Genomic DNA, 24,928 nt, shown 5'->3' with positions numbered 1-24,928 from the left:
ACGCTATTTTTGTGATGTGTATGGTAAAAAAAGCCCTGTTTGATGTAAGTAAGCAACAAAAAAGCCTTTGTCACGCACAGAAAATCAGGTAAAGTTCGTCGCGTAGGGTACAGAGGTAAGATGTTCTATCTTTCAGACCTTTTACTTCACGTAATCGGATTTGGCTGAATTTAGCCGCCCCAGTCATTCTGTGACTGGGGCGTTTTTTATTGGGCTTTTTGCACCGCCAGCTTCAGCGGCACCGTTTTGCCACTTACTCTTCCCCGTCCTGATCCTCAACCGCCGGTTCAAGCGTATTAAACCAGCTGTCCAGCTTCTGACGAACCTTATCCACGCCGATTTTCTTCAGCGAGGAGAAGAGCTCTACCTGCACATCACCCACGAATTCGAGTGCGGCTTCACGCACGACATTGAGCTGCGCTTTACGGGCACCTGAGGCCAGTTTGTCTGCTTTGGTCAGAAGCAATAGCACCGGAATACCGCTTTCTACTGACCACTGAATCATCTGTCGATCAAGGTCTTTCAGCGGATGACGGATATCCATCAGCACGACCAGTCCTTTCAGGGCCTGACGTTTTTGCAGGTATTCTCCTAACGCACGCTGCCACTTCAGCTTCATCTCTTCCGGCACTTCGGCATAACCGTAACCAGGCAGGTCGACCAGACGCTTACCTTCTTTCACTTCGAACAGGTTAATCAGCTGCGTACGTCCCGGCGTTTTACTGGTACGTGCCAGACCTTTCTGATTGGTTAACGTATTCAGCGCACTCGATTTTCCCGCGTTCGAACGGCCAGCAAAAGCCACTTCAATTCCGGTATCGGCAGGCAGATGACGGATATCCGGCGCGCTCATGACAAAGTGGGTAACGTGATAATTCAATTCAGACAAGGTAACACTCCAGAAAACGCATTAAGGCAATGGCGGCGATTATACGCGTTATGGCGCGAAAGTGCTCAATCACATCTCGATAACAAAGTGTGTAAGAGATTTGCCATTCAGGCTGCAGGTTATTTCGCTTTTTACTTTAATTACTAAAAATAAAAAACATTAAAATTCATGACGTTGACAATAATCGTTCTTTTTTTGAACTAACTATTTTTGACACCGACTTGAGGCTTTTACCAGTTGGTCTACATTATTGTGCAGTGAACGGCAGCACACATCAGGATGATGCGCTCAGGGATGTCAGGAAGGCAACGAGCGGTGGAATGGAAACGGTCAGGGATACGGCCAGACAGGGATAAGGAAAAGCTCAGGAGTTGAGCAGGCGCGGGATTGACCGGGATGTTACGAGCCGAAAAGGACTTAAAACATGATTCCTTCTTATGAAGGTATGAAATAAGGCGACAGCTTGAGCTGTCGCCTTTTTTCTTTGTCTGGTTTCTGCTAGATTTCGCCGCAATTCTATACTGAATAAAAAAAGCCGGGACCGAATACTATGAAGCAACCTGCACGAGCTGCTAACGGCAAACCTGCCGTCAAAGCCAAACGCAAATCGCGTGACGATATCAACCATGAAGCACGCGATCGCAAACGTGATAAAAAGCATCGCGGACACGCATCTGGCAGCCGTGCTAATCCGGCTGCGTCCGAAAGCAACGGCGGAGGTCAGGAGAGCAGCGTAAAAGATCCGCGTATCGGCAGTAAAAAACCGGTGGCCCTGATTGCTGAGGGGAAAACCGCAGCCGTTAAGCCAAAGAAAAGCGTGGCAAAACCGGCAGCTGAGAAGAAAGTGCGTCTGACGCCCGAAGAAGAGCTGGCGAAGCTGGAAAATGACGAGCGTCTGGATGCGCTACTCGATCGTCTGGAAAATGGCGAAACGCTGTCGGCTGAAGATCAGGGCTGGCTGGATGCCTCGCTGGATCGTATCGACGAACTGATGGAGCAGTTAGGCATTGTGATGGATGATGCTGACGATGAGCAGGCTGAAGAAGATATGTACCGTCTGCTGAAGGGCAACTAAGCAGATTTGATCGGCATGCAGTTTCCGCATGCCGTACTTATCAGGTAAACAACAATGTTTTGGCCTGGATCAATTTTCGCGCTGCTGGCGACATGTTATCTGCTGTGGTTATTGTTTAAACTACGACGCCTGTCGCGGCTGAAGCAACGTTTACGTCGGGTCTCAACCCGCTCACCTTTCATCTCCTCTTCTTCGCGACCTTCTCTCAGACGACGTCACCGGAAGGAGTGAGCATGCCATCGCAGCAGATTGAGTGGGATCAGGCGTTAATTGAAAAGTACAATTATGCCGGCCCGCGTTACACCTCTTATCCCACCGCGCTGGAGTTCAGCGAGCACTACGCGGAAGGCGATTTTCAGCGAGCTGTGGCGCGCTACCCTGATCGTCCGCTGTCACTCTACGTCCATATTCCCTTCTGCCATCGTCTCTGCTACTTCTGCGGCTGCAATAAGATTGTGACGCGTCAGCGCCACAAAGCGGACCGTTATCTGGATGTGCTTGAGCAGGAGATCATTCAGCGTGCGCCGCTGTTTCGTCAGCGTCAGGTCACGCAGCTTCACTGGGGCGGCGGCACGCCAACTTTTCTCGACAATGCGCAGATTTCACGGCTGGTGGGTTTACTGAAGCAACACTTCAGCGTGGCCAACGATGTTGAAATGTCGATCGAGATTGATCCCCGTGAAATTGAGCTGGATATGATTGATCACCTGCGATCGCTGGGATTCAATCGTCTGAGCATGGGAGTACAGGACTTCAATAAATCGGTGCAGGAACGGGTTAACCGGGTGCAGGACGAAGAGGTGATTTTCGGCCTGATGGCGCGCGCCCGTGAACAGGGTATCAGCTCTGTCAGCATCGACCTGATCTATGGCTTGCCCCTGCAGACGCCAGCCAGCTTTGCCTGGACGCTGGAGCGGGTACTGGCGCTCAATCCCGATCGCCTTAGCGTGTTTAACTATGCACATCTGCCAGCGATGTTCGCGGCGCAGCGTAAAATCAAACAGGATGAACTGCCCTCCGCTCAGCAAAAGCTGGATATCTTACAGCAGACCATCGCGACGCTGACTCAGCAGGGCTACCAGTTTATCGGGATGGATCACTTTGCAAAGCCGCAGGATGAGCTGGCTATCGCGCAGCGGAAAGGGCAGCTGCATCGTAATTTCCAGGGATACACGACGCAGGGCGACAGCGATTTGCTGGGGCTTGGCGTTTCAGCCATCAGCATGATTGGCGACAGTTATGCGCAGAACCAGAAAGACCTCAACACCTGGTACAAGAGTGTTGAACAGCAGGGGAATGGCCTGTGGCGCGGCATCGCCTTAACCGACGATGATTGCCTGCGTCGTGACGTGATTAAAACGCTGATCTGTAACTTTTCGCTGGATTTTGCCGCGACAGAAGCGCAATGGGGAATTTGCTTCAGCGACTATTTTGCTGAGGACCTGGCGCTGCTGAAACCGTTAATGGCCGATGGGCTGGTGGTACAAACGGCTGGCGGGCTGGAGGTGACGGGGATTGGCCGGTTACTGATTCGTAATATCTGCATGTGTTTTGATCGTTATCTGCGTCAGAAAGCGCGTCAGCAGCAGTTCTCGCGCGTTATCTGAAGAAACGGGCTGGCGTCATCTGCCAGCCCGTACCGAACCGCTTACTCCATGCCCAGCTCTTTCAGCTTGCGCGTCAGCGTGTTTCGTCCCCAGCCCAGCAGACGTGCTGCTTCCTGCTTGTGGCCTTGCGTATGACGCAGCGCAGTGGTGAGCAGCGTACGCTCCATCTCTGGCTGGGCTTCTGACAGCAGATTCTGATGACCGGAACGCAGGGCGCGGTCGGCCCACTGTGCCAGCAGGGTTGCCCAGCTGTCAGGCAGCGACTGCACCGGATTTTCCGGGGTACTGGCTTCAAACAGTTCTCCGGGCAGATCCTGAATCAGTACTTCCTGGCCCGCTGCCATCACGGTCAGCCAGCGACAGGTGTTCTCCAACTGACGGACGTTACCGGACCAGTGAAGCCGGGTTAAGGCTGTCTCGGTTTCCGGATGCAGAATCTTCGCTTCCACCCCCAGCTCACGGGCCGCCACCTGCAGGAAGTAACGTGCCAGACGCGGGATGTCCTCACGACGCTCACGCAGCGGTGGCAGATGCACGCGAATCACATTCAGGCGGTGGAAAAGGTCCTCACGGAACTTGCCTTCCTGCACGCGTAATTCCAGATTCTGGTGGGTTGCGGCGATAATACGCACATCCACTTTCACTGGCGCATAGCCACCAACGCGATAGAACTGGCCATCGGCCAGCACGCGCAGCAGACGGGTCTGCACATCCAGCGGCATATCACCGATCTCATCCAGAAACAGCGTGCCGCCATCCGCCTGCTCAAAACGGCCCTGACGGATCTGGTTTGCGCCGGTAAAGGCACCTTTCTCGTGACCGAACAGTTCGGATTCAATCAAATCTTTGGGAATCGCCGCCATGTTCAGCGCGATGAAAGGCGCTTTGGTACGCGGACTATGGCGATGCAGCGCATGAGCCACCAGCTCTTTACCGGTACCGGACTCGCCGTTGATCAGCACACTGATCGACGAGCGCGATAACCGGCCAATGATACGAAACACATCCTGCATCGCCGGCGCTTCACCAATGATATCGGTGGTGGGTCCGCTGACCGGCTGATTTCGCGGCTGCTGCTGTTCCTGATAGTGACTGATGGCTCGTTCGACCAGCGCCACCGCTTCGTCGATATCAAACGGTTTAGGCAGGTAATCAAAGGCACCCTGCTGATAGGCGCTGACGGCGGCGTCCAGATCCGAATGCGCCGTCATTATGATGACCGGAAGCATCGGATGACGCTGCTTAATCTGTTTCAGCAGCGCCAGGCCATCCATACCGGGCATGCGAATATCTGACAGTAAAACGTCCGGGGTCTTGGTTGAGAGGGCATCCAGCACCTCGCTTGCGCTGTCAAAGGTCGCACAGCTCAAACCGGCTCCAGTGAGCGCGCGTTCAAGCACCCAGCGGATGGAGCTATCGTCATCGACGATCCAGACTATCCCTCGTTGCATAGAAACCTCACTGGCGAATAGGCAGGTAAACCGAAAATTCGGTGTGTCCCGGCCAACTGTTAAATTCTATTTTTCCTGAATGTTGATCAATCAGGCTACGGGCGATGGAGAGGCCTAAACCGGTTCCGCCTTCACGTCCGCTGACCATCGGATAAAACAGCGTATCCTGCAGCTGGGCCGGAATGCCGGGGCCATCATCTTCAATATCAATACGTGCCACCAGGCGATAACGCGTGCCGTGCAGCGTCAACTGGAAAGCAGTGCGGGTGCGGATAACAATGGTGCCACCGTCGTCGCCCAGCGCCTGAAGTGCGTTGCGAACCACGTTAAGCAGCACCTGTTCAATCTGGTCGGGGTCATGCGGCAGTTCCGGCAGGCTGGGGTCGTAATCCCGTACCAGCGAAACATTCTCCGGCAGCTCCATCGACACCAGATTGACCACCCGTTCGGCCACCTGATGAATGCTCTGCGTGATGTGCATGCCTGGCTGCTGCGGACCTAACAGACGATCCACCAGATTTCGCAACCGGTCGGCCTGTTCAATAATCACTTTGGTGTATTCATTCAGTGACGGATCGGGCAGGGCGCGGGATAGGAGCTGTGCCGCGCCGCGTAATCCGCCCAGCGGATTTTTAATCTCATGGGCCAGACCGCGAACCAGATCGCGAGCGGCGACCTGCTGCGCGTGCTGTAACTGCTCCTGACTGAGGCGACGCTGATTATCCATCGGCGCCATTTCCATCAGGATTAAGCCATCGGGTAACCGCTGGGCGGTCAGCGACATAATATGTGCGCGACCATCTACCACCAGCGTGACTTCACTGTCAGTAAATCCCTGGCCAGCCTCAAGACTCTCGCGCATCACCTCAATATTCAGCGAAAAGTAGCCGGTTAATTCCGGTAATGGTGTGCCGAACAATTTGCGTGAGCTTTGCGCCAGTAATTGCTGCGCCGCCGGGTTGGCGTAATGGATAACCAGATCGTTATCCACCAACAAAATACTGTTGATTAACGCGTTGAGAATCTGCCCCGCATCGGGCAGAGAGCCAGTTGCCATACAACGTTCCTCTGCACCAGTCAGGTGCATTTTAGTCTTTAAGCCGAAAAGAGGGCGAATGAACGGTGAATTCGCGGAGAAAAAAGCCCATCCGAAGATGGGCTAAAAGTTTCCACGGCAACAAAAACGTCTGACCAGTTAAACGCTGTAGTAAAGCTCGAACTCAACCGGGTGTGGCGTCAAGCGAACGCGATCCATCTCTGCTTTACGCAGTTCGATGTAAGCATCGATCGATTCGTCTGTGAATACACCGCCACGGGTCAGGAACTCGCGGTCTTCGTTCAGTGCATTCAGTGCTTCTTCCAGCGAGCCTGCAACTTTTGGAATCTCAGCTTCTTCTTCCGGTGGCAGGTCATACAGGTTCTTATCCATCGCGTCGCCAGGATGGATTTTGTTGATGATGCCATCCAGGCCAGCCATCAGCAGAGCGGTGAACGCCAGGTATGGGTTAGCGGCTGGATCCGGGAAGCGCGCTTCGATACGACGAGCTTTCGGGCTGGCAACAACCGGGATACGGATTGAGGCAGAACGGTTACGGGCAGAGTAAGCCAGCATAACCGGTGCTTCATAACCCGGGACCAGACGCTTGTAAGAGTTGGTTGTCGGGTTCGCCAGGGCGTTGATGGCTTTCGCGTGCTTGATGATACCGCCGATGTAGAACAGCGCCATTTCAGACAGGCCGCCGTACTTATCGCCAGCAAACAGGTTCTGGCCGCCTTTAGAGAGTGACATGTGGCAGTGCATGCCTGAACCGTTGTCGCCAAACATTGGCTTCGGCATAAAGGTCGCCGTTTTGCCGTAAGCGTGCGCAACGTTGTGAACGACATATTTGTAGATCTGAATTTCGTCCGCTTTTTTGGTCATGGTGTTGAAGCGGGTTGCCACTTCGTTCTGACCTGCGGTCGCCACTTCGTGGTGATGCGCTTCAACAACCAGGCCCATCTGCTCCATGGTCAGACACATGGCAGAACGGATGTCCTGTGATGAGTCAACCGGTGGAACCGGGAAGTAGCCGCCTTTCAGACCTGGACGGTGACCTTTGTTACCGCCTTCGTACTCTTTACCGGTGTTCCATGCCGCTTCGATATCGTCGATAGCCACATGTGAGCCGGACGTTGATGAACCGAAACGGATGTCATCGAACAGGAAGAATTCGGGTTCTGGTCCAAACAGCACGGTGTCCGCGATGCCGGAAGAGCGCAGGTAATCTTCAGCGCGCTTGGCGATAGAGCGTGGATCGCGATCGTAACCCTGCATGGTGCCTGGCTCAAGAATGTCACAACGGATGATCAGCGTAGAATCTTCGAAGAAAGGATCCATGACTGCCGTGGTAGCGTCAGGCATCAGCACCATGTCTGATTCGTTAATGCCTTTCCAGCCGCCAATAGACGAACCATCGAACATTTTGCCTTCTTCGAAGAAGTCAGCGTTAACCTGGTGAGCAGGGATCGTAACGTGCTGTTCTTTACCTTTGGTATCGGTAAAACGCAGGTCAACAAACTTAACTTCATGCTCGTTCATCATCGAGAGAACGTGTTCAGCGGACATACTCAACTCTCCTGGAAATGGTCTTTCATTATCTACATGGCGAGGAAACGTCGTTTCCGGAATGCGTTTGGGAAAACCACTCCCTGACTCATCTTTTCCGGCACGCTCTTCAACCGACATCTGTCTGGCGTTTACGCTTGATTTAGATAAAGCGAATTCTGTGCCAACTTTTTTGATGTTGCTTAAATCGCCTTGTGATGCACCTTTTTGTCATAAAGCGCCTGCACCACGATGGTCTTAATGCACCATTGCGGTGCTTAACGGTGATTTATTAGCACTATTTTGGTGCGCAGGACCAACTTAGTGCATTTTCTGCACCGGGAACAGGGCAAATTTGCGCCGATGCAATAAACTTTCAGTGAAAAGTGTGATCCTGTTCAGTCTTCCGCTTAATCCGTGTACAATACCGCGCTATTTCTAATGCCTGAGGCAAAGCTGTGATCGAAAATTTGCGTAACATCGCCATCATCGCGCACGTTGACCATGGAAAGACCACCCTGGTTGACAAACTGCTGCAACAATCCGGTACTTTTGATGCCCGTACCGAAGCAACCGAGCGCGTGATGGACTCCAATGATTTGGAGAAAGAGCGTGGGATTACCATCCTCGCAAAAAACACCGCCATTAAGTGGAATGACTACCGTATCAACATCGTTGATACCCCAGGACACGCCGACTTCGGTGGTGAAGTTGAGCGCGTCATGTCCATGGTGGACTCGGTGCTGCTGGTTGTAGATGCGATGGATGGCCCTATGCCGCAAACCCGCTTCGTGACCAAAAAAGCGTTCGCGCATGGTCTGAAGCCGATTGTGGTTATCAACAAAGTAGACCGCCCGGGTGCGCGTCCGGATTGGGTTGTGGATCAGGTATTTGACCTGTTCGTAAACCTGGATGCCACTGACGAGCAGCTCGACTTCCCTATCATTTTCGCCTCTGCGCTGAATGGTATTGCAGGTCTTGAGCACACCGATATGGCTGACGATATGACCCCGCTGTACCAGGCTATCGTTGATCACGTTTCACCTCCGCAGGTTGAAGTTGAAGCGCCACTGCAGATGCAAATCTCTCAGCTGGACTACAACAACTACCTGGGTGTGATCGGCATCGGCCGCATCAAGCGTGGTAAAGTGAAGCCTAACCAGCAGGTCACTATCATCGATAGCGAAGGCAAAACCCGTAACGCTAAAGTCGGTAAAGTCCTGACTCATCTGGGTCTTGAGCGTATCGACAGCGACCTGGCAGAAGCGGGCGATATCATTGCTATCACCGGTCTGGGCGAGCTGAACATCTCCGACACTATCTGTGACACGCAGAATGTGGAAGCGCTGCCAGCCCTGAGCGTCGATGAACCAACTGTAACCATGTTCTTTAACGTCAACACCTCACCGTTCTGCGGTAAAGAAGGTAAGTACGTGACTTCACGTCAGATCCTTGAGCGTCTGAACAAAGAACTGGTTCACAACGTAGCACTGCGCGTTGAAGAAACTGAAGATTCTGACGCCTTCCGCGTATCAGGTCGTGGTGAACTTCACCTGTCAGTCCTGATCGAAAACATGCGTCGTGAAGGTTTCGAGCTGGCGGTATCCCGTCCGAAAGTTATCTTCCGTGAAATCGATGGCCGTAAACAGGAGCCATTTGAGAACGTTACGCTGGATATCGAAGAGACGCATCAGGGTTCCGTTATGCAAGCCATGGGCGAGCGTAAAGGCGATCTGAAAAACATGGATCCGGATGGCAAGGGCCGCGTACGTCTCGACTACGTGATCCCAAGCCGTGGCCTGATTGGCTTCCGTAACGAATTCATGACCATGACGTCCGGTACCGGTCTGCTCTACTCTACCTTCAGCCACTACGACGATATCCGTCCAGGCGAAGTGGGCCAGCGTCAGAACGGCGTACTGATCTCTAACGGTCAGGGTAAAGCCGTCGCGTTCGCCCTGTTCGGTCTGCAGGATCGCGGTAAGCTGTTCCTGGGTCACGGTGCTGAAGTCTATGAAGGCCAGATCATCGGTATTCACAGCCGTTCTAACGACCTGACCGTAAACTGTCTGACCGGTAAGAAGCTGACCAACATGCGTGCTTCCGGTACTGATGAAGCAACGACGCTGGTTCCACCGCAGAAAATGACGCTGGAACAGGCTATCGAGTTCATCGATGATGACGAACTGGTAGAAGTAACACCACTGTCAGTGCGTATCCGTAAACGTCACCTGACTGAAAACGACCGTAAACGTGCTTCACGTGGTCCTAAAGACGCATAAGTGCGCCTTTAACTGATAAAAAGCCCCGCATGCGGGGCTTTTTTTTGCCTGAAATTCCGGCTTCTCCAGTCGGGCCAGTAAATATTTGGGTGCGTTCTCTCCACCTTCTGGCGTTTACGCTTTTCTCTCCACGCGTGCCTGTTCAGCCTGCACTTTTGCCGCTAGAGTGAATACTCCAGGGAACAGAAGGAGACACACCATGCTGTATATCTTTGATTTGGGCAACGTGATTATTGATATCGACTTTAACCGCGTGCTGGGTGTCTGGAGTGACCTTAGCCGTGTGCCACTGGCCTCGCTGCAAAGCCATTTCCAGATGGATGAAGCGTTTGAACAACACGAACGTGGAGAACTCAGCGATGAAGACTTCGCGCTGGCGCTGTGTGAAAAGCTGGAAATCGCGCTGAGTTATGAACAGTTTACTGCTGGCTGGCAGGCGGTCTTCGTAGACGTGCGTCCTGAAACCCTGGCGCTGATGAACCGGCTGCGACTTGAAGGTCATCGGGTGGTGATCCTTTCTAACACCAATAAGCTGCATTGTGAATTCTGGCCGACGCAGTATCCCGACGTACAGCAGGCAGCTGACAAACTCTATCTCTCGCAGGAGCTGGGTATGCGTAAACCGGAAGCCCGGATTTATCAGCATGTGCTGGACGCGGAGGGTGTGACTGCCGATCAGGCGGTGTTTTTCGACGATAACCCGGAGAACATTGAGGCGGCGCGCGCTCTGGGCATTGAAAGTGTACTGGTTACTGACAGTAAAACGGTACCTGACTGGTTTGCAGGTCAACCGTAACTCATGATGTCACGTAAATTTCGTCCCGGGCTGCATGCGTTCTGGTTGTGGCTCAAATTGTTGTGGAAACGCATAGATGAGGATGGCATGACGACGCAGGCTGGTAATCTGGCCTATGTCTCATTGCTGGCGCTGGTACCACTGATTGCGGTGGTGTTTGCGCTGTTTGCAGCGTTTCCGGTCTTCTCTGATATCAGCGTGCAGTTAAAACAGTTTGTCTTTAACAATCTGATGCCGGCTGCAGGCAACACGCTGCAACGCTATCTTGAGCAGTTTGTGGCTAACGTCAACCGGATGACGGCGGTCGGGGCCGTCGGCCTGATCGTGACGGCCTTACTGCTGATGCATTCGGTTGATACCGCGTTGAATACCATCTGGCGCAGCAACAAGAAGCGGCCGATGGTTTACTCCTTTGCGGTCTACTGGATGATCCTGACGCTCGGTCCGCTTCTGGCCGGTGCCAGCCTGGCGATCAGCTCCTATCTGCTGTCACTGCGCTGGATTAATGCGACCGGCGTCACCAGCCTGGTCGACCAGATGCTGCGCATTTTCCCGCTTCTGCTGTCGTGGCTCGCCTTCTGGTTGCTCTACAGCATTGTACCCACCCAGCGGGTGCCGCCGCGCGATGCGCTGATTGGCGCGCTGGTAGCGGGTGCGCTATTTGAGCTGGGTAAAAAGGGCTTTGCGCTCTATGTTACTATGTTCCCCTCTTATCAGCTGATCTACGGCGTACTGGCCGTGATCCCCATTCTGTTTCTCTGGGTCTACTGGACCTGGTGTATTGTGTTGTTAGGCGCTGAAATTACCGTCGCGTTAGCCGACTATCGGCAGTTAAAACAGCAGCACAAAGAAGAACAACGCGAGGAAACATGATTGCATTGATTCAACGCGTGCAGCGTGCCAGCGTCAGCGTCGATCAGAACGTCATCGGCGAAATCGGTGCCGGTTTACTGGTTTTACTGGGCGTGGAAAAGGGTGATGACAATGCGCGTGCGGAACGTCTCGCAGAACGCGTACTGGGCTATCGCATCTTTAGTGATGAACAGGGCAAAATGAACCTGAGTGTTCGTCAGGCGGGCGGAAGCGTGCTGGTGGTGTCGCAGTTTACGCTGGCCGCAGATACGCAAAAAGGGATGCGCCCCTCCTTTTCAGGTGGCGCGGAACCTGCTGAGGCCGAACGCTTGTATGACTACTTCAGCGATTACTGTCGCCAGCAGGGCATGACCACGGCGAATGGCCGTTTTGCGGCGGATATGCAGGTCTCGCTGGTGAATGATGGTCCTGTGACGTTCTGGTTACAGGTGTGAGATCGCAAGCGGAGCGGCAGGGAACAGGCCACCTATACGAGCGGGAGAAACATTACATGTATCACCTTCGCGTGCCACAGACGGCGGAAGAGCTGGATATCTATTATCAGTTCCGCTGGGAAATGTTGCGTAAACCGCTGCGTCAGCCGCAGGGGTCGGAACGTGACGCCTGGGATGCCCTCGCGCATCATCAGATGGTGGTTGATGAGCAGGGGAATCCGGTCGCCATTGGCCGTCTCTACATCAACGCCGACAATGAGGCCGCTATCCGCTTCATGGCCGTTCATCCGTCGGTGCAGGGCAAAGGGCTGGGTACGCTGATGGCCATGACCCTGGAGTCGGTCGCGCGTCAGGAAGGCGCTAAGCGGGTAACCTGCAGCGCCCGCGAAGATGCGGTCGCCTTCTTCGCTAAGCTCGGCTATATCAATCAGGGTGAGATTACCGCGCCGCAGACAACGCCGGTACGCCACTTTCTGATGATCAAGCCGGTCGTTACGCTTGATGATATCCTGCATCGCGCCGACTGGTGCGGTCAGCTGCAACAGGCCTGGTATGATCATATTCCGCTCAGCGAGAAGATGGGTGTGCGTATCCTGCAGTTTACCGGGCAGAAATTTATCACCACCATGCCTGAAGCGGGCAACCAGAATCCACATCACACGCTGTTCGCCGGCAGCCTGTTCTCGCTTGCCACGCTGACCGGCTGGGGATTGATCTGGTTGCTGCTGCGCGAGCGCCATCTCGGCGGCACCATTATTCTGGCAGATGCGCACATTCGCTACAGCCGTCCGATCAGCGGACGCCCTGGCGCGATTGCCGACCTCGGCTCACTAAGCGGCGACCTTGACCGTCTGGCACGCGGACGTAAAGCACGCGTTCAGCTTGAAGTGGAGCTGTTTGGCGATGATGAATGTGGCGCGGTGTTTGAGGGCGTTTACATCGTTCTGCCCGCCGATCCGGATGGGCCGCTGGAAGAGGGCGGTTCCGGCGCACGTATCAATTAATCATAAGGGCCGCATTTGCGGCCCTTATGTTATTAACGTACCTCGCCTGCCTGCATGGTCTGCTGCACCTGCTGACTGTCGGTTGTTACCGATAGCGTGCCATTAACCGTCGGGCGTAATGGCTGGCCTGCGGCTAAAGCGCCGCTCAGTTGCAGCTGCATATTGCTGTCACCGGTTAACGGCAATGCGGGCCATCCCCAGTTCTGCAACACATTCACCGGCACTGCATGCCCCGTCAGTCGCAGCGTCAGCGGTCGCGCTGGCTGCTGGCCGACGGTAGCCGTCCCTTCCAGCAGGCCCTTGTTACTGAACGCACTCAGCTCGGTCACCTGAATCTGTTGCGGGTCGGCACTCAGCGCAATCGACGGGTGACGCAGATCGGTGCGGTTAAAGGTCGACTCTGCCGCGTTCAGGCTGAGCTTACCCGACCAGATCCCCCACTGATGCTGCTGCGCCAGCAGCAGGTTCTCGCCGGATCCATCCAGTGAGGTCAGCTGGAAGGGAAACGCCGGATTGATGTCGATAATCAGGTTACGATTAGAGGTGAAACGCGTCACCGCTACGCTATCCAGCCACGCGGGCAGTGCCGCCTGCCAGCGGTCGCGCCAGTCCTGCGGCAGGGTATATTCCAGTCCGGCAACAGCCAGATTTTTCAGCGTCAGGCGTTTATCGCTGCGTGACCAGTCACCGTCAGCCCGAATCACCCCGTTCGCCCAGCGAGAACTGAACTGCGTCAGCGCCAGGCCCTGCGGCGAGAAATCCAGGTTAACGATAGGGTCATTAAGCTCGAATCCACCGTTGATAAAATTACTGGCATTCAGCGCCAGCGAACCGTCATTACTCTGCCAGTCATCGCCCTGCCAGTTAACGTTTCTCAGCGTCAGGTCAAGATCTGTCACCGCCCAGTCAGGCCCCTGCAGGCGGGCATCAGTCATGTCGAGGCGCGTAACAGCAATCGAGGGAACCACCTGCAGGCTATGCAGGAAATCCTTCAGGCTGCTGGCGGTCTGCAGACGAATGTCATTCAGTCGCAGCTGATTAATTTTCCAGTTGCCCTGGGCATCGCGCTCACCGTTGCCGGTCATGGAGCCACGCGCCAGGTCGGCACCCATATTGTCAAAGCGCATTCGTCCTTCGGAAACACTGCCCTGAATCAGGACGTTTTCAGCTGGCACCTTATTCAGCGTCATGCTGCCTGCACTCACCTGGAAGCGGGCATCGCGGCCCAGCATATCAAGGGCTGTGGGTTTCCACGGCAGAATGCCGCCATTAACCTGCTGAGCAAACAGCGGTAACGTGCTGTTGGGGCTGTCGATACGCATGTTATTGAGCTGCAGGCGATCGGCCTGAATGGGCAGCGTACTGCCTGGCGTCAGATTGGCCAGATTCACTTCCCCGTCGCGCAGTTCAAGGCTGCTGAAATGCAGCGGATCGCTGAACTGAATCAGTGCCAGACCGAGATCGACCCGTTTCGCTACCAGAACCGCAGGCTGCCCATCATGACCAAAGCTGAAGTCATCCAGAATGATGTGAGAGGGAGAAGAGAAATTGTGTTCAATTTTACTCAGGGAGAGATGCCATTCGGTTTTGTCGCTCACCCAACGGCTAAACCAGCCTGCACCCCACTGTGTCTGCAGCAAGACATAGATCACCACAAGGATGAAAAGCAGCAGCAAAAGTAAGGTGAGGAAAAACTTTCCAAGAAATTTCATAGCATCCTTCCCGAGTTAAATCCGGTGAGAGGTTGTTATGCCTGAATTACCGTTACAGCTCAACAGCCTGGATGTAAATCCGAATAATTAGCAGGCAGGCCGAAGCCTGCCTGTGGACTTACTTCTCTTGCGGAAAAATCAGGTTGAGCACGATGGCGGTAATGCCGCCCGCCGCAATGCCGGAAGAGAGCAGGGTTTTCAGCCACTCGGGCGCAAACTGCAGGATCAACGGCTGCTGAGAAACACCCAGCCCCACCGCCAGCGACAGCGCGATGATCATGATGGCGCGACGGTTAAGCGGCTCGCGTGACACGATGCGAACGCCCGAGGCGGCGATGGTGCCGAACATCACAATGGTTGCGCCGCCGAGCACCGGCTCAGGAATGAGCTGAACCAGACCGCTGACCGCCGGGAACAGTCCCAGCACAATCAGCATCAGTGCGACCACAAAGCCCACGTAGCGGCTGGCCACACCGGTCAACTGAATCACGCCATTGTTCTGACCGAAGCAGGAGTTAGGGAAGGTGTTAAACAGCGCGGAGACAAAGGAGTTAAGACCATTCGCCAGCACGCCGCCTTTCAGGCGTTTCATATAGAGTGGACCGCTCACCGGCTGCTCTGAAACATCCGAAGTGGCGGTGATATCGCCGATGGTCTCCAGAGAGGTGACCATAAACACCAGCATCAGCGGGATAAGCAGATTCCAGTCGAAGCCCAGTCCGTAGTAGAGCGGCGCTGGAACCATGATTAACGGCTGATCAGCAGGAATACCTGCTGCAGGCAGCATGCCCATCGCCCAGGCCAGCAGATAGCCCACCGCCATGGCAATCACCAGGGAGGCGACGCGCAGGTAGGGATTCTTCTGTCGGTTCAGCAGCACGATCACCAGCAGCACGGCTCCGGCCAGCATCAGATTTTTCGGCGCGCCAAAGGTATGGTCGTTCATCGCACTGAAACCGCCGCCAATCGATGTCAGGCCGACCTGAATCAGTGACAGGCCGATAATCATCACCACGATACCGGAAACCAGTGGGGTAATGAGCCGGCGCGCCAGATGCAATACGCGCGACAGCACCATTTCGGTACAGGAGGCTACCATCAGCGTACCAAACAGAGCCGCCATCATGGTGGGCACGTCAGCACCACCATTTTTCAGCGCCATCCCACCCATAATCAGAGGCGTCACGAAGTTGAAGCTGGTGCCCTGAATCGACAGCAGGCCCGAACCCACCGGTCCCCAGGTTTTGATTTGCAGCAGTGATGCCACGCCCGATGCAAACAGCGACATACTGATCACGTGCCGGGTATCTTCTGCAGGCAGGCCCAGCGCCTGACAAATCAGAATCGCAGGCGTAATAACCGCGACAAACATTGCCAGCAGGTGCTGACCGGCGGCAAACAGCGTTTGTGGCAGGGGTGGACGATCTTCAAGACGATAAATCAGTTCACTTTTCGTGGCGGAAGGCTGGTCTGGCTGAGGAGTGGTGGACATCTTCTGTTCTTCCCAAAAAATAGTGTGGCGATTGTAATCATCCGCAGGCTAAAAGCAATCGTTTGCCCGGTGAGGATAAAAAAGGCCGACTCAGATGGAGATCAATCAGACGTTGGTATAACGGGTGTTCTCTGGCAGCCAGCGTTCAATCAGGGCGCTGGCCTGCTCGGGATAGTGCTGGTGGATGTGGCGCGCCACACGCTGAACTTCCGGCACCATTGCGGCATCGCGTAGCAGGTCGGCTACTTTGAATTCAGCGTTGCCGGTCTGACGCGTGCCCAGCAGTTCACCCGGCCCGCGAATCTCCAGATCGAACTGAGCAATGACGAAGCCGTCATTGCTGTCACGCAGCACCTGAAGACGCTTTTGCGCCGTCTTGCTCAGTGGCGCTTTGTAGAGCAGCACACAGTGCGATGCCACGGCACCACGACCTACACGGCCCCGCAGCTGATGCAGCTGCGCCAGCCCTAACCGCTCCGGGTTTTCGATAATCATCAGGCTGGCATTCGGCACGTCAACGCCGACCTCGATGACTGTCGTGGCCACCAGCAGCTGCAGTTCATTCGCTTTAAAGGCCTGCATCACCGCCTGTTTTTCTGCGGGCTTCATGCGGCCATGCACCAGTCCGATGTTTAAGTCGGGAAGCGCGGTTTTCAGGGATTCCCAGCTGGCTTCTGCCGCCTGCGCCTCCAGCAATTCGGACTCTTCAATCAGGGTGCAGACCCAGTAAGCCTGACGTCCCTCGCGGCAGGCATGCTCAACCCGCGCCACAATCTCATCGCGTCGCGTATCGGGAATGGCGACGGTAGTCACCGGAGTACGTCCCGGCGGCAGCTCATCGATGGTTGAGGTATCAAGGTCGGCATAGGCAGTCATCGCCAGGGTGCGCGGGATCGGGGTGGCGGTCATGATCAGCTGATGCGGATGGAAACCCTGCTCCTCGCCTTTTTCCCACAAGGCCAGTCGCTGGTGGACGCCGAACCGGTGCTGTTCATCAATAATGACCAGCGCCAGACCGTTGAACTGCACCTGCTCCTGAAACAGCGCGTGTGTGCCCACGACCATTGCCACCTGACCGCTGGCTATCGCTTCCTGTTGTGCCTGGCGGGCTTTGCCTTTCTGTTTTCCGGCCAGCCAGCCCACGTCAATGCCCAGCGGCGCAAACCACTGGCGGAAGTTACTGGCATGCTGTTCAGCCAGCAGTTCGGTCGGCGCCATCAGCGCAACCTGCTTACCATGGGCGATAACGTTCAGCGCAGAGAGCGCGGCTACCAGTGTCTTGCCCGAGCCGACATCGCCCTGCACCAGCCGCATCATCGGGAAATCGTTGGCCAGATCTTTCTCTATCTCCGCCACCACGCGTTTCTGCGCATTAGTCGGTGAGAAGGGCAGCGCGGCCAGCAGCTGGTCGCTAAGGTTGTGTCGCGGCGGCATCGGTAACGCGTAATAGCGCTGAGCACCGGCGCGTACCGCCAGCATGCTGAGGTTGTGCGCCAGCAGCTCTTCCAGAATCAGTCTGCGTTGCGCCGGATGACGGCCACTTTCCAGCTCACTGAGTCGAAGATCGGGCGGTGGACGATGCAGGGTGCGCAGCGCATCAGGCAGGCTGATTAAACCGCCGCTCAGTTCCTGCGGCAGCAGCTCGGCAATCGGGCAGCTCTCCAGCAGCGTCAGCGCCTGGTCGGTAAGATTACGTAGCGTGGCCTGTCGGATGCCTTCGGTGGTGGGATAAACCGGCGTTAAGGTCTCTTCCAGCGCCACATTGCTCTGTTCGCCCTGGATGCGGTACTCGGGATGAATAATCTCGGCGCCGCGCTGACCGCGTTTAATCTCACCATAGGCGGTGACGCGCCGGCCCGGCGACAGGTTGTTCTTCATCCCGGCATTGAAGTTGAAGAAGCGCATCGTCAGGACACCACTGCCATCGCTGATCTGGCACACCATCATCCGGCGGCGACCAAAGGTGATGTCAGTGTGCAGCACTTCGCCTTCTACGGTGGCCCAGATACCGGGCAGCAGATCGTCAATGGCATAGAGCTGGGTGCGATCTTCGTAGCGTAGCGGGAGATGAAGCAGGAGATCCTGAATGGTATGCAGGTCAATTTTGGCCAGTTTTGCTGCCTGGCTGGCACCGACGCCGGTCAGGGTACTGAGCGGGATGGCATCCAGCAGACGGCCTTTCATCTTTTTTTACCGGTCGATTGCATAGTTGCCCACCAGCTGGGATCGGCGTCGACTTCGCCCTGCGCATCGATGCGCGGATAGGGTAAACCCTTCTGCTTTGCGACCCGCGCCAGCACCGGGAATCCGCCTTCGAACAGCAGGCGTTGCTGCTCATCGTCGTCCAGCAGGCTGTAATCGCGCAGGTAAAGACCGGCGTTTTGTCGCTGCCGCTGCGCTTCATAGAGGATCAGCGCACAGGCGACTGAGACATTCAGTGACTGCACCATGCCTACCATGGGAATCACGATCTTCCGGTCAGCCAGCGCCAGTGCTTCTTCAGTAATGCCGGTTTTTTCCTGTCCCATCAGGATGCAGGTGGGAAGGGTATAATCAATCTCACGGAAATCCACGGCATCGTCAGAAAGATGGGTCGCCAGAACCTGCATCTTCTGCTGTTTAAGCCGTTTTACGGCATCGCCGATGGTGGGATGGGTGACCACTTTCACCCAGCTGTTGCTTCCGGCAGACGCGGAAGCCTGGGTGCGCATCCGCTGGCTGGGCCAGACAGCATGCACTTCGTGGATGCCGACTGCGTCGGCCGTGCGGATCACCGCCGACACATTGTGCGGCTTATGCACCTGCTCCATACAGACCGTAAGGTCGTGCTGGCGCAGTGCCAGCATCGCCTGAATCCGGGCAAAACGTTGATCGTTCATGCCTAATTACGGTTACGGTGGACTTTGATCACATCTGGCATCACGCGAATTTTACGCATGATATTCGCCAGATGGACACGGTCGCGTGCGGTCAGGCGGATAAAGGCGCTGTAGACGCGGCCATCACGCTCTTCGGTATTCAGGCTCTGAATATTGGAACCGGCCGTGTTGATTGCTGCCGTCAGGTTCGCCAGTGCGCCCTGATGGTTAAACATGTCGACTTTGATTTCCGCCACGAACTCCTGCTCGGTGACTTTATCCCACTCGACCGGCATGAATTTTTCCGGCTCTTTCTGGTAGCCGCGGATATTGCGACAGGATTCATGATGCACCACCAGTCCTTTGCCAGGGCTGACATGAGCAACAATCGGGTCACCGGGAATCGGGCGGCAGCATTTAGCGAACGTAATCAACACGCCATCAGCGCCTTTGATCGGCAGCTTACCGCGCTTGCTGTTACTGCTGATGGTCTTGCTGTCCGCCTGCAGCAGGTTCTTCGCCACGACCACGCTCATCGCATTGCCCAGACCAATTTCCGCCAGCAGATCGTCAAGCGAGGTCAGCTTCATACGGTCCAGCTCCTGACGGATATTCTCAGCCGGGATCTCCGCCAGTTTACGGCTGCCGCCCAGCGCATGGCTGAGCAGACGGCGACCCAGATTAACCGAGTCTTCACGCTTGAGGTTCTTCAACAGCTGGCGAATTTTGGCGCGGGCTTTGGAGCTGACGACAAAGTTGAGCCAGGCGGCGTTGGGACGGGCGCCTGGCGCGGTGATGATCTCAATCGTCTGTCCGCTGGTCAGGGATTGCGACAGCGGATAAGGCTGACGATCAACGCGTGCGCCGACGCAGGCATGGCCGATGTCGGTGTGAACCGCATAGGCGAAGTCCACCGGCGTCGCGCCGGTTGGCAGCTCAACAATGCGGCCTTCAGGCGTAAAGACGTAGATCTCATCCGGGAAGAGATCGGACTTCACGCTTTCAATAAATTCAAACGAACTGCCCGCACTCTGCTGCAGCTCCAGCAGGCTTTGCAGCCAGCGCTGAGCGCGAATCTGTGCGGTAGTGCCACTTTCGCCCGCCTGTTTATACGCCCAGTGCGCAGCGACCCCCATTTCCGCCATCTGATCCATATCCTCGGTGCGAATCTGCACTTCAACCGGCACGCCGTGCGGACCGATCATGGAGGTATGGAGCGATTGATAGCCGTTAGCTTTGGGGATGGCGATGTAATCTTTTACGCGGCCCGGACGCGGCTTATACAAGCTGTGCATCTGGCCCAGAACGCGATAGCAGGTATCCAGATCTTTCACGATGACGCGAAAGGCATAGATATCCATGATCGAGTGAAAACGCTGCTCTTTAAGCGTCATTTTGCGATAGATCGAGTAAAGATGCTTTTCGCGACCGCTGACGCGGCAGGGAATGCCTGCTTCCTGCAGACGGCCATCGATCTCAGAAAGAATCTTCTGGATCATCTCTTTACGATTACCGCGCGCGGCTTTCACCACCTCTTTAATCACCCGATAGCGGTTCGGGTAGAGAGCCTCAAAACCGAGCTCTTCCAGCTCCGTTTTAAGATGGTGAATACCCAGGCGATGCGCCAGCGGACTGTAAATCTCTAACGTTTCCAGCGCGATGCGGCGACGTTTGTCCGGACGTAATGACCCCAGGGTGCGCATATTGTGGGTGCGGTCAGCCAGCTTGATGAGAATGACGCGGATATCCTGCACCATCGCCATAATCATCTTGCGGAAGTTCTCTGCCTGCGCTTCTTTCTTGTCGCGGAATTTCAGCTTATCCAGCTTGGAAACGCCTTCGACCAGCTCCGCCACGCTTTTACCGAACAGCTGTTCCATGTCCTGGTAAGTGGCAGGCGTATCTTCGATCACGTCATGCAGCAGCGCGGCCATGAGGGTTTCATGGTCGAGCTTCATTTCCGCCAGAATACAGGCCACGGCAACCGGATGGGTGATATAAGGCTCACCGCTGGAGCGTGTCTGTCCCTCGTGGGCATCACGTGCAACAAGGTAGGCTTGCTGGAGGCGCTTGATCTGCTCCTCTGGCAAGTATTTTTCAATCAGTTGATTGAGACTTTCAAACAGATACAAGGGCGACCTGCAGGTGGCTGTTAACGACGACCTTCAGCGATAGCGGTAACGGCCTGTAACTCAGCGGCTTCCTGCTCTTGCTGTTCCTGACGGTCACGCACATCTAAAATCTGATTGGTGACCAGACCTTCTTCGATTTCGCGCAGAGCGATAACGGTAGGTTTGTCGTTCTCTTCCGGAACCAGCGGATCTTTGCCGCCAACCTGCATCTGACGTGCACGACGTGCAGCGACCAACACCAGGTCAAAACGATTACCAACTTTTTCTACTGCGTCCTGAACGGTTACGCGTGCCATAGGTGTGCTACTCCACAGATGAAGAAATGACTGCGCATCATACTGAAACTGTATTCAGACTGCCAACAGTTTGCTGATTAAAGCATCGTGACGCGCCTTCTGGCGCGCCATACGCAGACGTTCGGCGCGAATAATGGTTTTCAGATCGGACAGCGCCAGATCGAAATCATCATTCACAATTAAATAGTCATACTCGGCGTAGTGGCTCATTTCCGCTACTGCCTGCGCCATACGACGCGTGATGACCTCTTCGCTATCCTGGCCACGACCGCGCAGACGGCGATCGAGCTCTTCTTTCGACGGCGGTAAAACGAAGATGCTGCGTGCGCCTGGCATTCTGGCGCGGATTTGCTGCGCACCCTGCCAGTCGATGTCGAGAAACACGTCAACACCGGTTGCCAGCACCTGCTCAATAGCATGGCGCGAGGTACCGTAATAGTTATCGAAAACTTTAGCGTGTTCGAGGAAGGCATCTTCCGCGATCATCCGCTCAAACTCATGTTTTTCAACGAAAAAATAATGTTCGCCATGGGCTTCACCCGGACGCATGCCGCGCGTCGTGTGCGAAACAGAGACCTGCGTATCATACAACGGCTGGGTCTTTAACAGTGCCTGAATCAGGCTGGATTTCCCTGCGCCGCTGGGTGCAGAAACAATATAGAGCGTGCCTTGAGCCATGGTTTTCTTGAATTGATTAAAAGCGGAGTCGATTTCCTGCACAGTATACACAGCTTCCTGCTGCCACGCAGCGTTTGCGCAGCGGCAACAGCCAACTTTTGCGTCTCTTCGCGCAAATGTCTGTCAGGCCGCTGCAACTAATCCTTTATTGCCACGATAGCCCTTCCTGAACCGGACATCGTTTCTGGCTGACGCCAAAGCATTGATATTGAATACCGAAAAACGTCAGGGGAAAGAGTATGAAAGGATTCGGCTGGCCGCTGTTTGCGGCTGTTTTGTGGATCGTTACATGGCCTGTGCATAGCGCCGTTTGTCCGGTCTGGACACCGAACCGGGCGACGGAAGAGATCCGCCGCCTGCAACAGCAACTGCAACACTGGGATGACGCTTACTATCGCCAGGGGCAGAGTCCTGTGGCGGATGCGGATTATGATGCTCTTCAGCAGCGACTCATTCAGTGGCAGCACTGCTTTAGCCCTTATCAGCCGGCTTACGCCCCACAATTACCGGGCAATGGCACGTCATTGCATCCGGTTGCCCATACTGGCGTAAAAAAGATGCGTGACAAACTGGCGCTATCTTACTGGATGCAGGGGCGACGCGATCTCTGGGTGCAGCCCAAAGTTGATGGCATCGCCGTTTCTTTGGTGTATCGCCACGGCAGGCTGGTCTCGTTGTTAAGCCGTGGCGATGGATTGCGCGGTGAAGAGTGGCTGGCTAAAGCCGCCTGGATCCCGGCGATTCCGCTGAATATCGAGACCCGCCTCGACGAGGTTGTGCTGCAGGGTGAGCTATTCCTGTCGATGACCGATCATCAACAGGCCGTTGATGGCGGTAAAAATGCTCGCTCACAAGTGGCCGGAGCCATGATGAGTAAACAGCGTGTTCCCCTGCTGAATTCGCTCAATGTTTTCATCTGGGCCTGGCCAGATGGCCCAGCAACCATGACGGAACGCCTTGAGCAACTCAGCCGCTGGGGACTGGGCGTTGCGGCTAAATGGAGCCACAGCGTTAAAGATGAAGAGGAGGTCGCTGCCTGGCGGGATCGCTGGTTCCATGCTGCGCTGCCCTTTGTCACTGACGGTGTGGTGGTTCATCAGAGTCTTCGTCCTGCGGGCAAAAACTGGCTGCCGGGAGAGGGAACCTGGGCTGTTGCCTGGAAGTATCAGCCTCCGGAAATCAGCGCTGAAGTGTTCTCCGTCGATTTTCCGGTTGGCCGAACCGGGAAAATAGCTGCCGTCCTTAATCTGCAGCCGGTGCAGCTGGATGACAAGACCGTCAGGCGGGTCAATGTCGGATCCCTGCGTCGCTGGCAGGAAAGCGATATTGTGGCGGGTGATGTGATCACGCTGAGTCTGGCGGGCCAGGGCATTCCCCGGCTGGAGCGGGTGATCTGGCGTGTGGCAGAGCGCGACTATCCTCAGCCTCCCGACGCGTCGCATTACACGCCGCTAAGCTGTTACACCTTCAGTGCGGAGTGCCAGAAGCAGTTACTGGCAAAATTACGCTGGCTCAGCCAGAAAACGGTGCTGAACATTCCGGGCGTTGAGCGCAGCACCTGGCTGCGCTTACTGGAAACCGGCAGTATGACGCATCTGTTCGGCTGGCTGACGTTAACATCGGAACAGATCGCTGCCGCAACGGGCTTCTCCCCGGAACGGGCAGGTCAGCTCTGGCATCGTTTTAATCTCACCCGTCAGCAGCCGTTTCGTCACTGGGTGGATGCCTTAGGTATTTCACTGCCGCGGAAAGCCCTGAAGTCGCTACCCGATCAGCAGTGGGAGAGCTTAATGCAGCGGGATGTTGCGGGCTGGCAGGCGCTACCGGGCGTTGGTGCTGCGCTGGCAAAGCGTCTGGTTGCGCAGTTCCATGATGCCCGTGTGCAGGCGCTGATCGCGTTCCTGCAACAGCAGGGCATACCTTCTTCCTTAATGCTCGGGATGGGGGTAGTTGAAGATCGGCAAACCGAGGCGGAAGCGCAGCGCCAGTAAACGGGCAAAGAAGCCGAACAGCAGGGTAATGATAATCACCGCTTCATGTGCCAGCGTAGTTTTCAGCAGCAGGATATAGATCCAGCCTGAGGCGAAGGCGATACCGGCATAAAGCTCCTTCTGAAACACCAGCGGAATGCGATTACAGAACATGTCACGTAGTACGCCACCGAAGACGCCGGTAATGACCGCGCTTATTGCGGCAATAATCATGGCATGTCCGGAATCGAGCGCAACCTGCGCGCCGATAATGGAAAAAACCACCAGTCCCAGCGCATCAAGCACCAGGAACACTTTGCGCAGATGTGTCATCAGTGGCGCCAGGAAAGTGGTGATGACCGCTGCTGCTGCCACAATCATGATGTATTCGGGATTTTTAACCCAGCCCAGCGGGTAGTGACCCAGCAGGATGTCGCGCACCGAACCACCCCCGATAGCAGTCACTGACGCGATAATAATGACACCGAACAGATCCATTTTGCGGCGGCCTGCCGCCAGCGCACCGGTCATGGCTTCAGCAGTAATACCAATGATGTAGAGAACGGTCAGTAACATAGCAGACTCCGGTAAAACGGCGGCAAGGCGACGCCTTTGCCTGAAAGACGGCGACAGAGATTTTCAGGCGATCGGCGTCCGTGATAAGCGCAGTGTATACCAGCCAGCCCTGGCGTCCGTATAGAAAGACTTTTCTGCGCAGAGCCTGCGGTGAGTGCCTGTTTAAATCTGAGAAGAAACAGTCTGCAAAAGGTTTGTGCGTTGCGGCCCGCTGTTTTC

General features: G+C 55.3%; 21 protein-coding genes. 9 read left to right on the top strand and 12 right to left on the bottom strand.

Going from position 1 to position 24,928, the window contains the following annotated elements; genetic code table 11:
- The first annotated feature begins 120 nt into the window (after window positions 1-120).
- Window positions 121-168 (top strand): small protein SpfP, encoded by a 48-nt coding sequence (gene spfP / locus AC6I8C_RS18600; RefSeq protein WP_071892919.1) that lies wholly within the window; start codon window positions 121-123, stop codon window positions 166-168.
- An 85-nt stretch (window positions 169-253) separates the two neighbouring features.
- Here the strand turns inward: spfP and yihA are convergent, their stop codons facing one another.
- Window positions 254-889 (bottom strand): ribosome biogenesis GTP-binding protein YihA/YsxC, encoded by a 636-nt coding sequence (yihA, locus tag AC6I8C_RS18595; RefSeq protein ID WP_013359537.1) that lies wholly within the window; start codon window positions 887-889, stop codon window positions 254-256.
- 550 nt (window positions 890-1,439) lie between these two features.
- Here yihA and yihI point away from each other — a divergent pair.
- Together yihI and hemN are read left to right on the top strand one after the other, a co-directional pair.
- Entirely contained in the window at window positions 1,440-1,964 is a 525-nt protein-coding gene (gene yihI / locus AC6I8C_RS18590; RefSeq protein ID WP_497823271.1) for a Der GTPase-activating protein YihI, read from the top strand.
- Between the two features lie 233 nt (window positions 1,965-2,197).
- On the top strand, window positions 2,198-3,571 hold the full coding sequence (gene hemN / locus AC6I8C_RS18585) for an oxygen-independent coproporphyrinogen III oxidase (RefSeq protein ID WP_497823270.1): 1,374 nt from the start codon (window positions 2,198-2,200) through the stop codon (window positions 3,569-3,571).
- A gap of 41 nt (window positions 3,572-3,612) precedes the next feature.
- Here the strand turns inward: hemN and glnG are convergent, their stop codons facing one another.
- From glnG to glnA, 3 genes are all read right to left on the bottom strand, one after another.
- Window positions 3,613-5,022 (bottom strand): nitrogen regulation protein NR(I), encoded by a 1,410-nt coding sequence (gene glnG / locus AC6I8C_RS18580; protein ID WP_497823269.1) that lies wholly within the window; start codon window positions 5,020-5,022, stop codon window positions 3,613-3,615.
- Between the two features lie 7 nt (window positions 5,023-5,029).
- Window positions 5,030-6,079 carry a nitrogen regulation protein NR(II) gene (gene glnL / locus AC6I8C_RS18575; protein ID WP_013359534.1) on the bottom strand — a complete coding sequence of 350 codons (1,050 nt, stop codon included), beginning with the start codon at window positions 6,077-6,079 and terminating at the stop codon, window positions 5,030-5,032.
- 138 nt (window positions 6,080-6,217) lie between these two features.
- Entirely contained in the window at window positions 6,218-7,627 is a 1,410-nt protein-coding gene (glnA, locus tag AC6I8C_RS18570) for a glutamate--ammonia ligase (RefSeq protein WP_497823268.1), read from the bottom strand.
- Between the two features lie 437 nt (window positions 7,628-8,064).
- Here glnA and typA point away from each other — a divergent pair, with 437 nt between their 5' ends.
- The 5 genes from typA to fabY all read left to right on the top strand — a co-directional run bounded on the left by typA (window position 8,065) and on the right by fabY (window position 12,995).
- Window positions 8,065-9,888: a ribosome-dependent GTPase TypA gene (gene typA, locus AC6I8C_RS18565; protein WP_497823267.1), complete on the top strand. Its 1,824-nt coding sequence runs from the start codon at window positions 8,065-8,067 to the stop codon at window positions 9,886-9,888.
- Between the two features lie 199 nt (window positions 9,889-10,087).
- Window positions 10,088-10,684, top strand: a complete 597-nt coding sequence (gene yihX / locus AC6I8C_RS18560; RefSeq protein ID WP_013359531.1) for a glucose-1-phosphatase — start codon at window positions 10,088-10,090, stop codon at window positions 10,682-10,684.
- Between the two features lie 3 nt (window positions 10,685-10,687).
- Entirely contained in the window at window positions 10,688-11,557 is an 870-nt protein-coding gene (locus AC6I8C_RS18555; protein ID WP_033734547.1) for a virulence factor BrkB family protein, read from the top strand.
- On the top strand, window positions 11,554-11,991 hold the full coding sequence (gene dtd / locus AC6I8C_RS18550; protein ID WP_033734544.1) for a D-aminoacyl-tRNA deacylase: 438 nt from the start codon (window positions 11,554-11,556) through the stop codon (window positions 11,989-11,991). The genes AC6I8C_RS18555 and dtd overlap by 4 nt, the downstream gene beginning before the upstream one ends.
- A 56-nt stretch (window positions 11,992-12,047) precedes the next feature.
- Window positions 12,048-12,995: a fatty acid biosynthesis protein FabY gene (fabY, locus tag AC6I8C_RS18545; protein ID WP_013359528.1), complete on the top strand. Its 948-nt coding sequence runs from the start codon at window positions 12,048-12,050 to the stop codon at window positions 12,993-12,995.
- Window positions 12,996-13,027: 32 nt separating this feature from the next.
- Here fabY and AC6I8C_RS18540 read toward each other — a convergent pair whose 3' ends face one another.
- The 7 genes from AC6I8C_RS18540 to gmk all read right to left on the bottom strand — a co-directional run bounded on the left by AC6I8C_RS18540 (window position 13,028) and on the right by gmk (window position 22,163).
- Window positions 13,028-14,707, bottom strand: coding sequence for an AsmA family protein (locus AC6I8C_RS18540; protein WP_497823266.1), 1,680 nt, complete (start codon window positions 14,705-14,707; stop codon window positions 13,028-13,030).
- Between the two features lie 118 nt (window positions 14,708-14,825).
- On the bottom strand, window positions 14,826-16,199 hold the full coding sequence (locus AC6I8C_RS18535; RefSeq protein WP_497823265.1) for a nucleobase:cation symporter-2 family protein: 1,374 nt from the start codon (window positions 16,197-16,199) through the stop codon (window positions 14,826-14,828).
- 105 nt (window positions 16,200-16,304) lie between these two features.
- A complete protein-coding gene (gene recG, locus AC6I8C_RS18530; RefSeq protein ID WP_497823264.1) occupies window positions 16,305-18,383 on the bottom strand; it encodes an ATP-dependent DNA helicase RecG in 2,079 nt (692 codons plus the stop codon).
- The gene (gene trmH, locus AC6I8C_RS18525) at window positions 18,380-19,078 is read right to left on the bottom strand and encodes a tRNA (guanosine(18)-2'-O)-methyltransferase TrmH (protein WP_497823263.1); all 699 of its coding nucleotides are present in this window, start codon (window positions 19,076-19,078) and stop codon (window positions 18,380-18,382) included. The genes recG and trmH overlap by 4 nt, the downstream gene beginning before the upstream one ends.
- A gap of 2 nt (window positions 19,079-19,080) precedes the next feature.
- Window positions 19,081-21,189 carry a bifunctional GTP diphosphokinase/guanosine-3',5'-bis pyrophosphate 3'-pyrophosphohydrolase gene (spoT, locus tag AC6I8C_RS18520; protein WP_013359523.1) on the bottom strand — a complete coding sequence of 703 codons (2,109 nt, stop codon included), beginning with the start codon at window positions 21,187-21,189 and terminating at the stop codon, window positions 19,081-19,083.
- A 20-nt stretch (window positions 21,190-21,209) separates the two neighbouring features.
- Window positions 21,210-21,485: a DNA-directed RNA polymerase subunit omega gene (gene rpoZ, locus AC6I8C_RS18515; RefSeq protein WP_003851346.1), complete on the bottom strand. Its 276-nt coding sequence runs from the start codon at window positions 21,483-21,485 to the stop codon at window positions 21,210-21,212.
- A 54-nt stretch (window positions 21,486-21,539) separates the two neighbouring features.
- A complete protein-coding gene (gene gmk, locus AC6I8C_RS18510; RefSeq protein WP_033734537.1) occupies window positions 21,540-22,163 on the bottom strand; it encodes a guanylate kinase in 624 nt (207 codons plus the stop codon).
- Window positions 22,164-22,402: 239 nt separating this feature from the next.
- Here gmk and ligB point away from each other — a divergent pair, with 239 nt between their 5' ends.
- A complete protein-coding gene (ligB, locus tag AC6I8C_RS18505; protein ID WP_497823262.1) occupies window positions 22,403-24,154 on the top strand; it encodes an NAD-dependent DNA ligase LigB in 1,752 nt (583 codons plus the stop codon).
- Here ligB and AC6I8C_RS18500 read toward each other — a convergent pair.
- Window positions 24,092-24,709, bottom strand: a complete 618-nt coding sequence (locus AC6I8C_RS18500) for a trimeric intracellular cation channel family protein (protein ID WP_013359520.1) — start codon at window positions 24,707-24,709, stop codon at window positions 24,092-24,094. The genes ligB and AC6I8C_RS18500 overlap by 63 nt on opposite strands.
- Window positions 24,710-24,928 lie beyond the last annotated feature (219 nt).

Source organism: Pantoea sp. X-Soil-YNGN-844, from assembly GCF_059730595.1.
Note: the sequence above shows the minus strand (reverse complement) of the source record. Positions and strands in the feature narration are given on the sequence as shown.

What these genes read in the sequence shown, in the direction of transcription:
- glnA (WP_497823268.1), bottom strand. Translation starts at nt 7,627, where the DNA reads ATGTCCGCTGAACACGTTCTCTCGATGATGAACGAGCATGAAGTTAAG.
- ligB (WP_497823262.1), top strand. Translation starts at nt 22,403, where the DNA reads ATGAAAGGATTCGGCTGGCCGCTGTTTGCGGCTGTTTTGTGGATCGTT.
- recG (WP_497823264.1), bottom strand. Translation starts at nt 18,383, where the DNA reads ATGAAAGGCCGTCTGCTGGATGCCATCCCGCTCAGTACCCTGACCGGC.
- yihX (WP_013359531.1), top strand. Translation starts at nt 10,088, where the DNA reads ATGCTGTATATCTTTGATTTGGGCAACGTGATTATTGATATCGACTTT.
- AC6I8C_RS18500 (WP_013359520.1), bottom strand. Translation starts at nt 24,709, where the DNA reads ATGTTACTGACCGTTCTCTACATCATTGGTATTACTGCTGAAGCCATG.
- glnL (WP_013359534.1), bottom strand. Translation starts at nt 6,079, where the DNA reads ATGGCAACTGGCTCTCTGCCCGATGCGGGGCAGATTCTCAACGCGTTA.
- fabY (WP_013359528.1), top strand. Translation starts at nt 12,048, where the DNA reads ATGTATCACCTTCGCGTGCCACAGACGGCGGAAGAGCTGGATATCTAT.
- AC6I8C_RS18540 (WP_497823266.1), bottom strand. Translation starts at nt 14,707, where the DNA reads ATGAAATTTCTTGGAAAGTTTTTCCTCACCTTACTTTTGCTGCTGCTT.
- rpoZ (WP_003851346.1), bottom strand. Translation starts at nt 21,485, where the DNA reads ATGGCACGCGTAACCGTTCAGGACGCAGTAGAAAAAGTTGGTAATCGT.
- AC6I8C_RS18555 (WP_033734547.1), top strand. Translation starts at nt 10,688, where the DNA reads ATGATGTCACGTAAATTTCGTCCCGGGCTGCATGCGTTCTGGTTGTGG.
- gmk (WP_033734537.1), bottom strand. Translation starts at nt 22,163, where the DNA reads ATGGCTCAAGGCACGCTCTATATTGTTTCTGCACCCAGCGGCGCAGGG.
- glnG (WP_497823269.1), bottom strand. Translation starts at nt 5,022, where the DNA reads ATGCAACGAGGGATAGTCTGGATCGTCGATGACGATAGCTCCATCCGC.
- hemN (WP_497823270.1), top strand. Translation starts at nt 2,198, where the DNA reads ATGCCATCGCAGCAGATTGAGTGGGATCAGGCGTTAATTGAAAAGTAC.
- dtd (WP_033734544.1), top strand. Translation starts at nt 11,554, where the DNA reads ATGATTGCATTGATTCAACGCGTGCAGCGTGCCAGCGTCAGCGTCGAT.
- AC6I8C_RS18535 (WP_497823265.1), bottom strand. Translation starts at nt 16,199, where the DNA reads ATGTCCACCACTCCTCAGCCAGACCAGCCTTCCGCCACGAAAAGTGAA.
- trmH (WP_497823263.1), bottom strand. Translation starts at nt 19,078, where the DNA reads ATGAACGATCAACGTTTTGCCCGGATTCAGGCGATGCTGGCACTGCGC.
- yihI (WP_497823271.1), top strand. Translation starts at nt 1,440, where the DNA reads ATGAAGCAACCTGCACGAGCTGCTAACGGCAAACCTGCCGTCAAAGCC.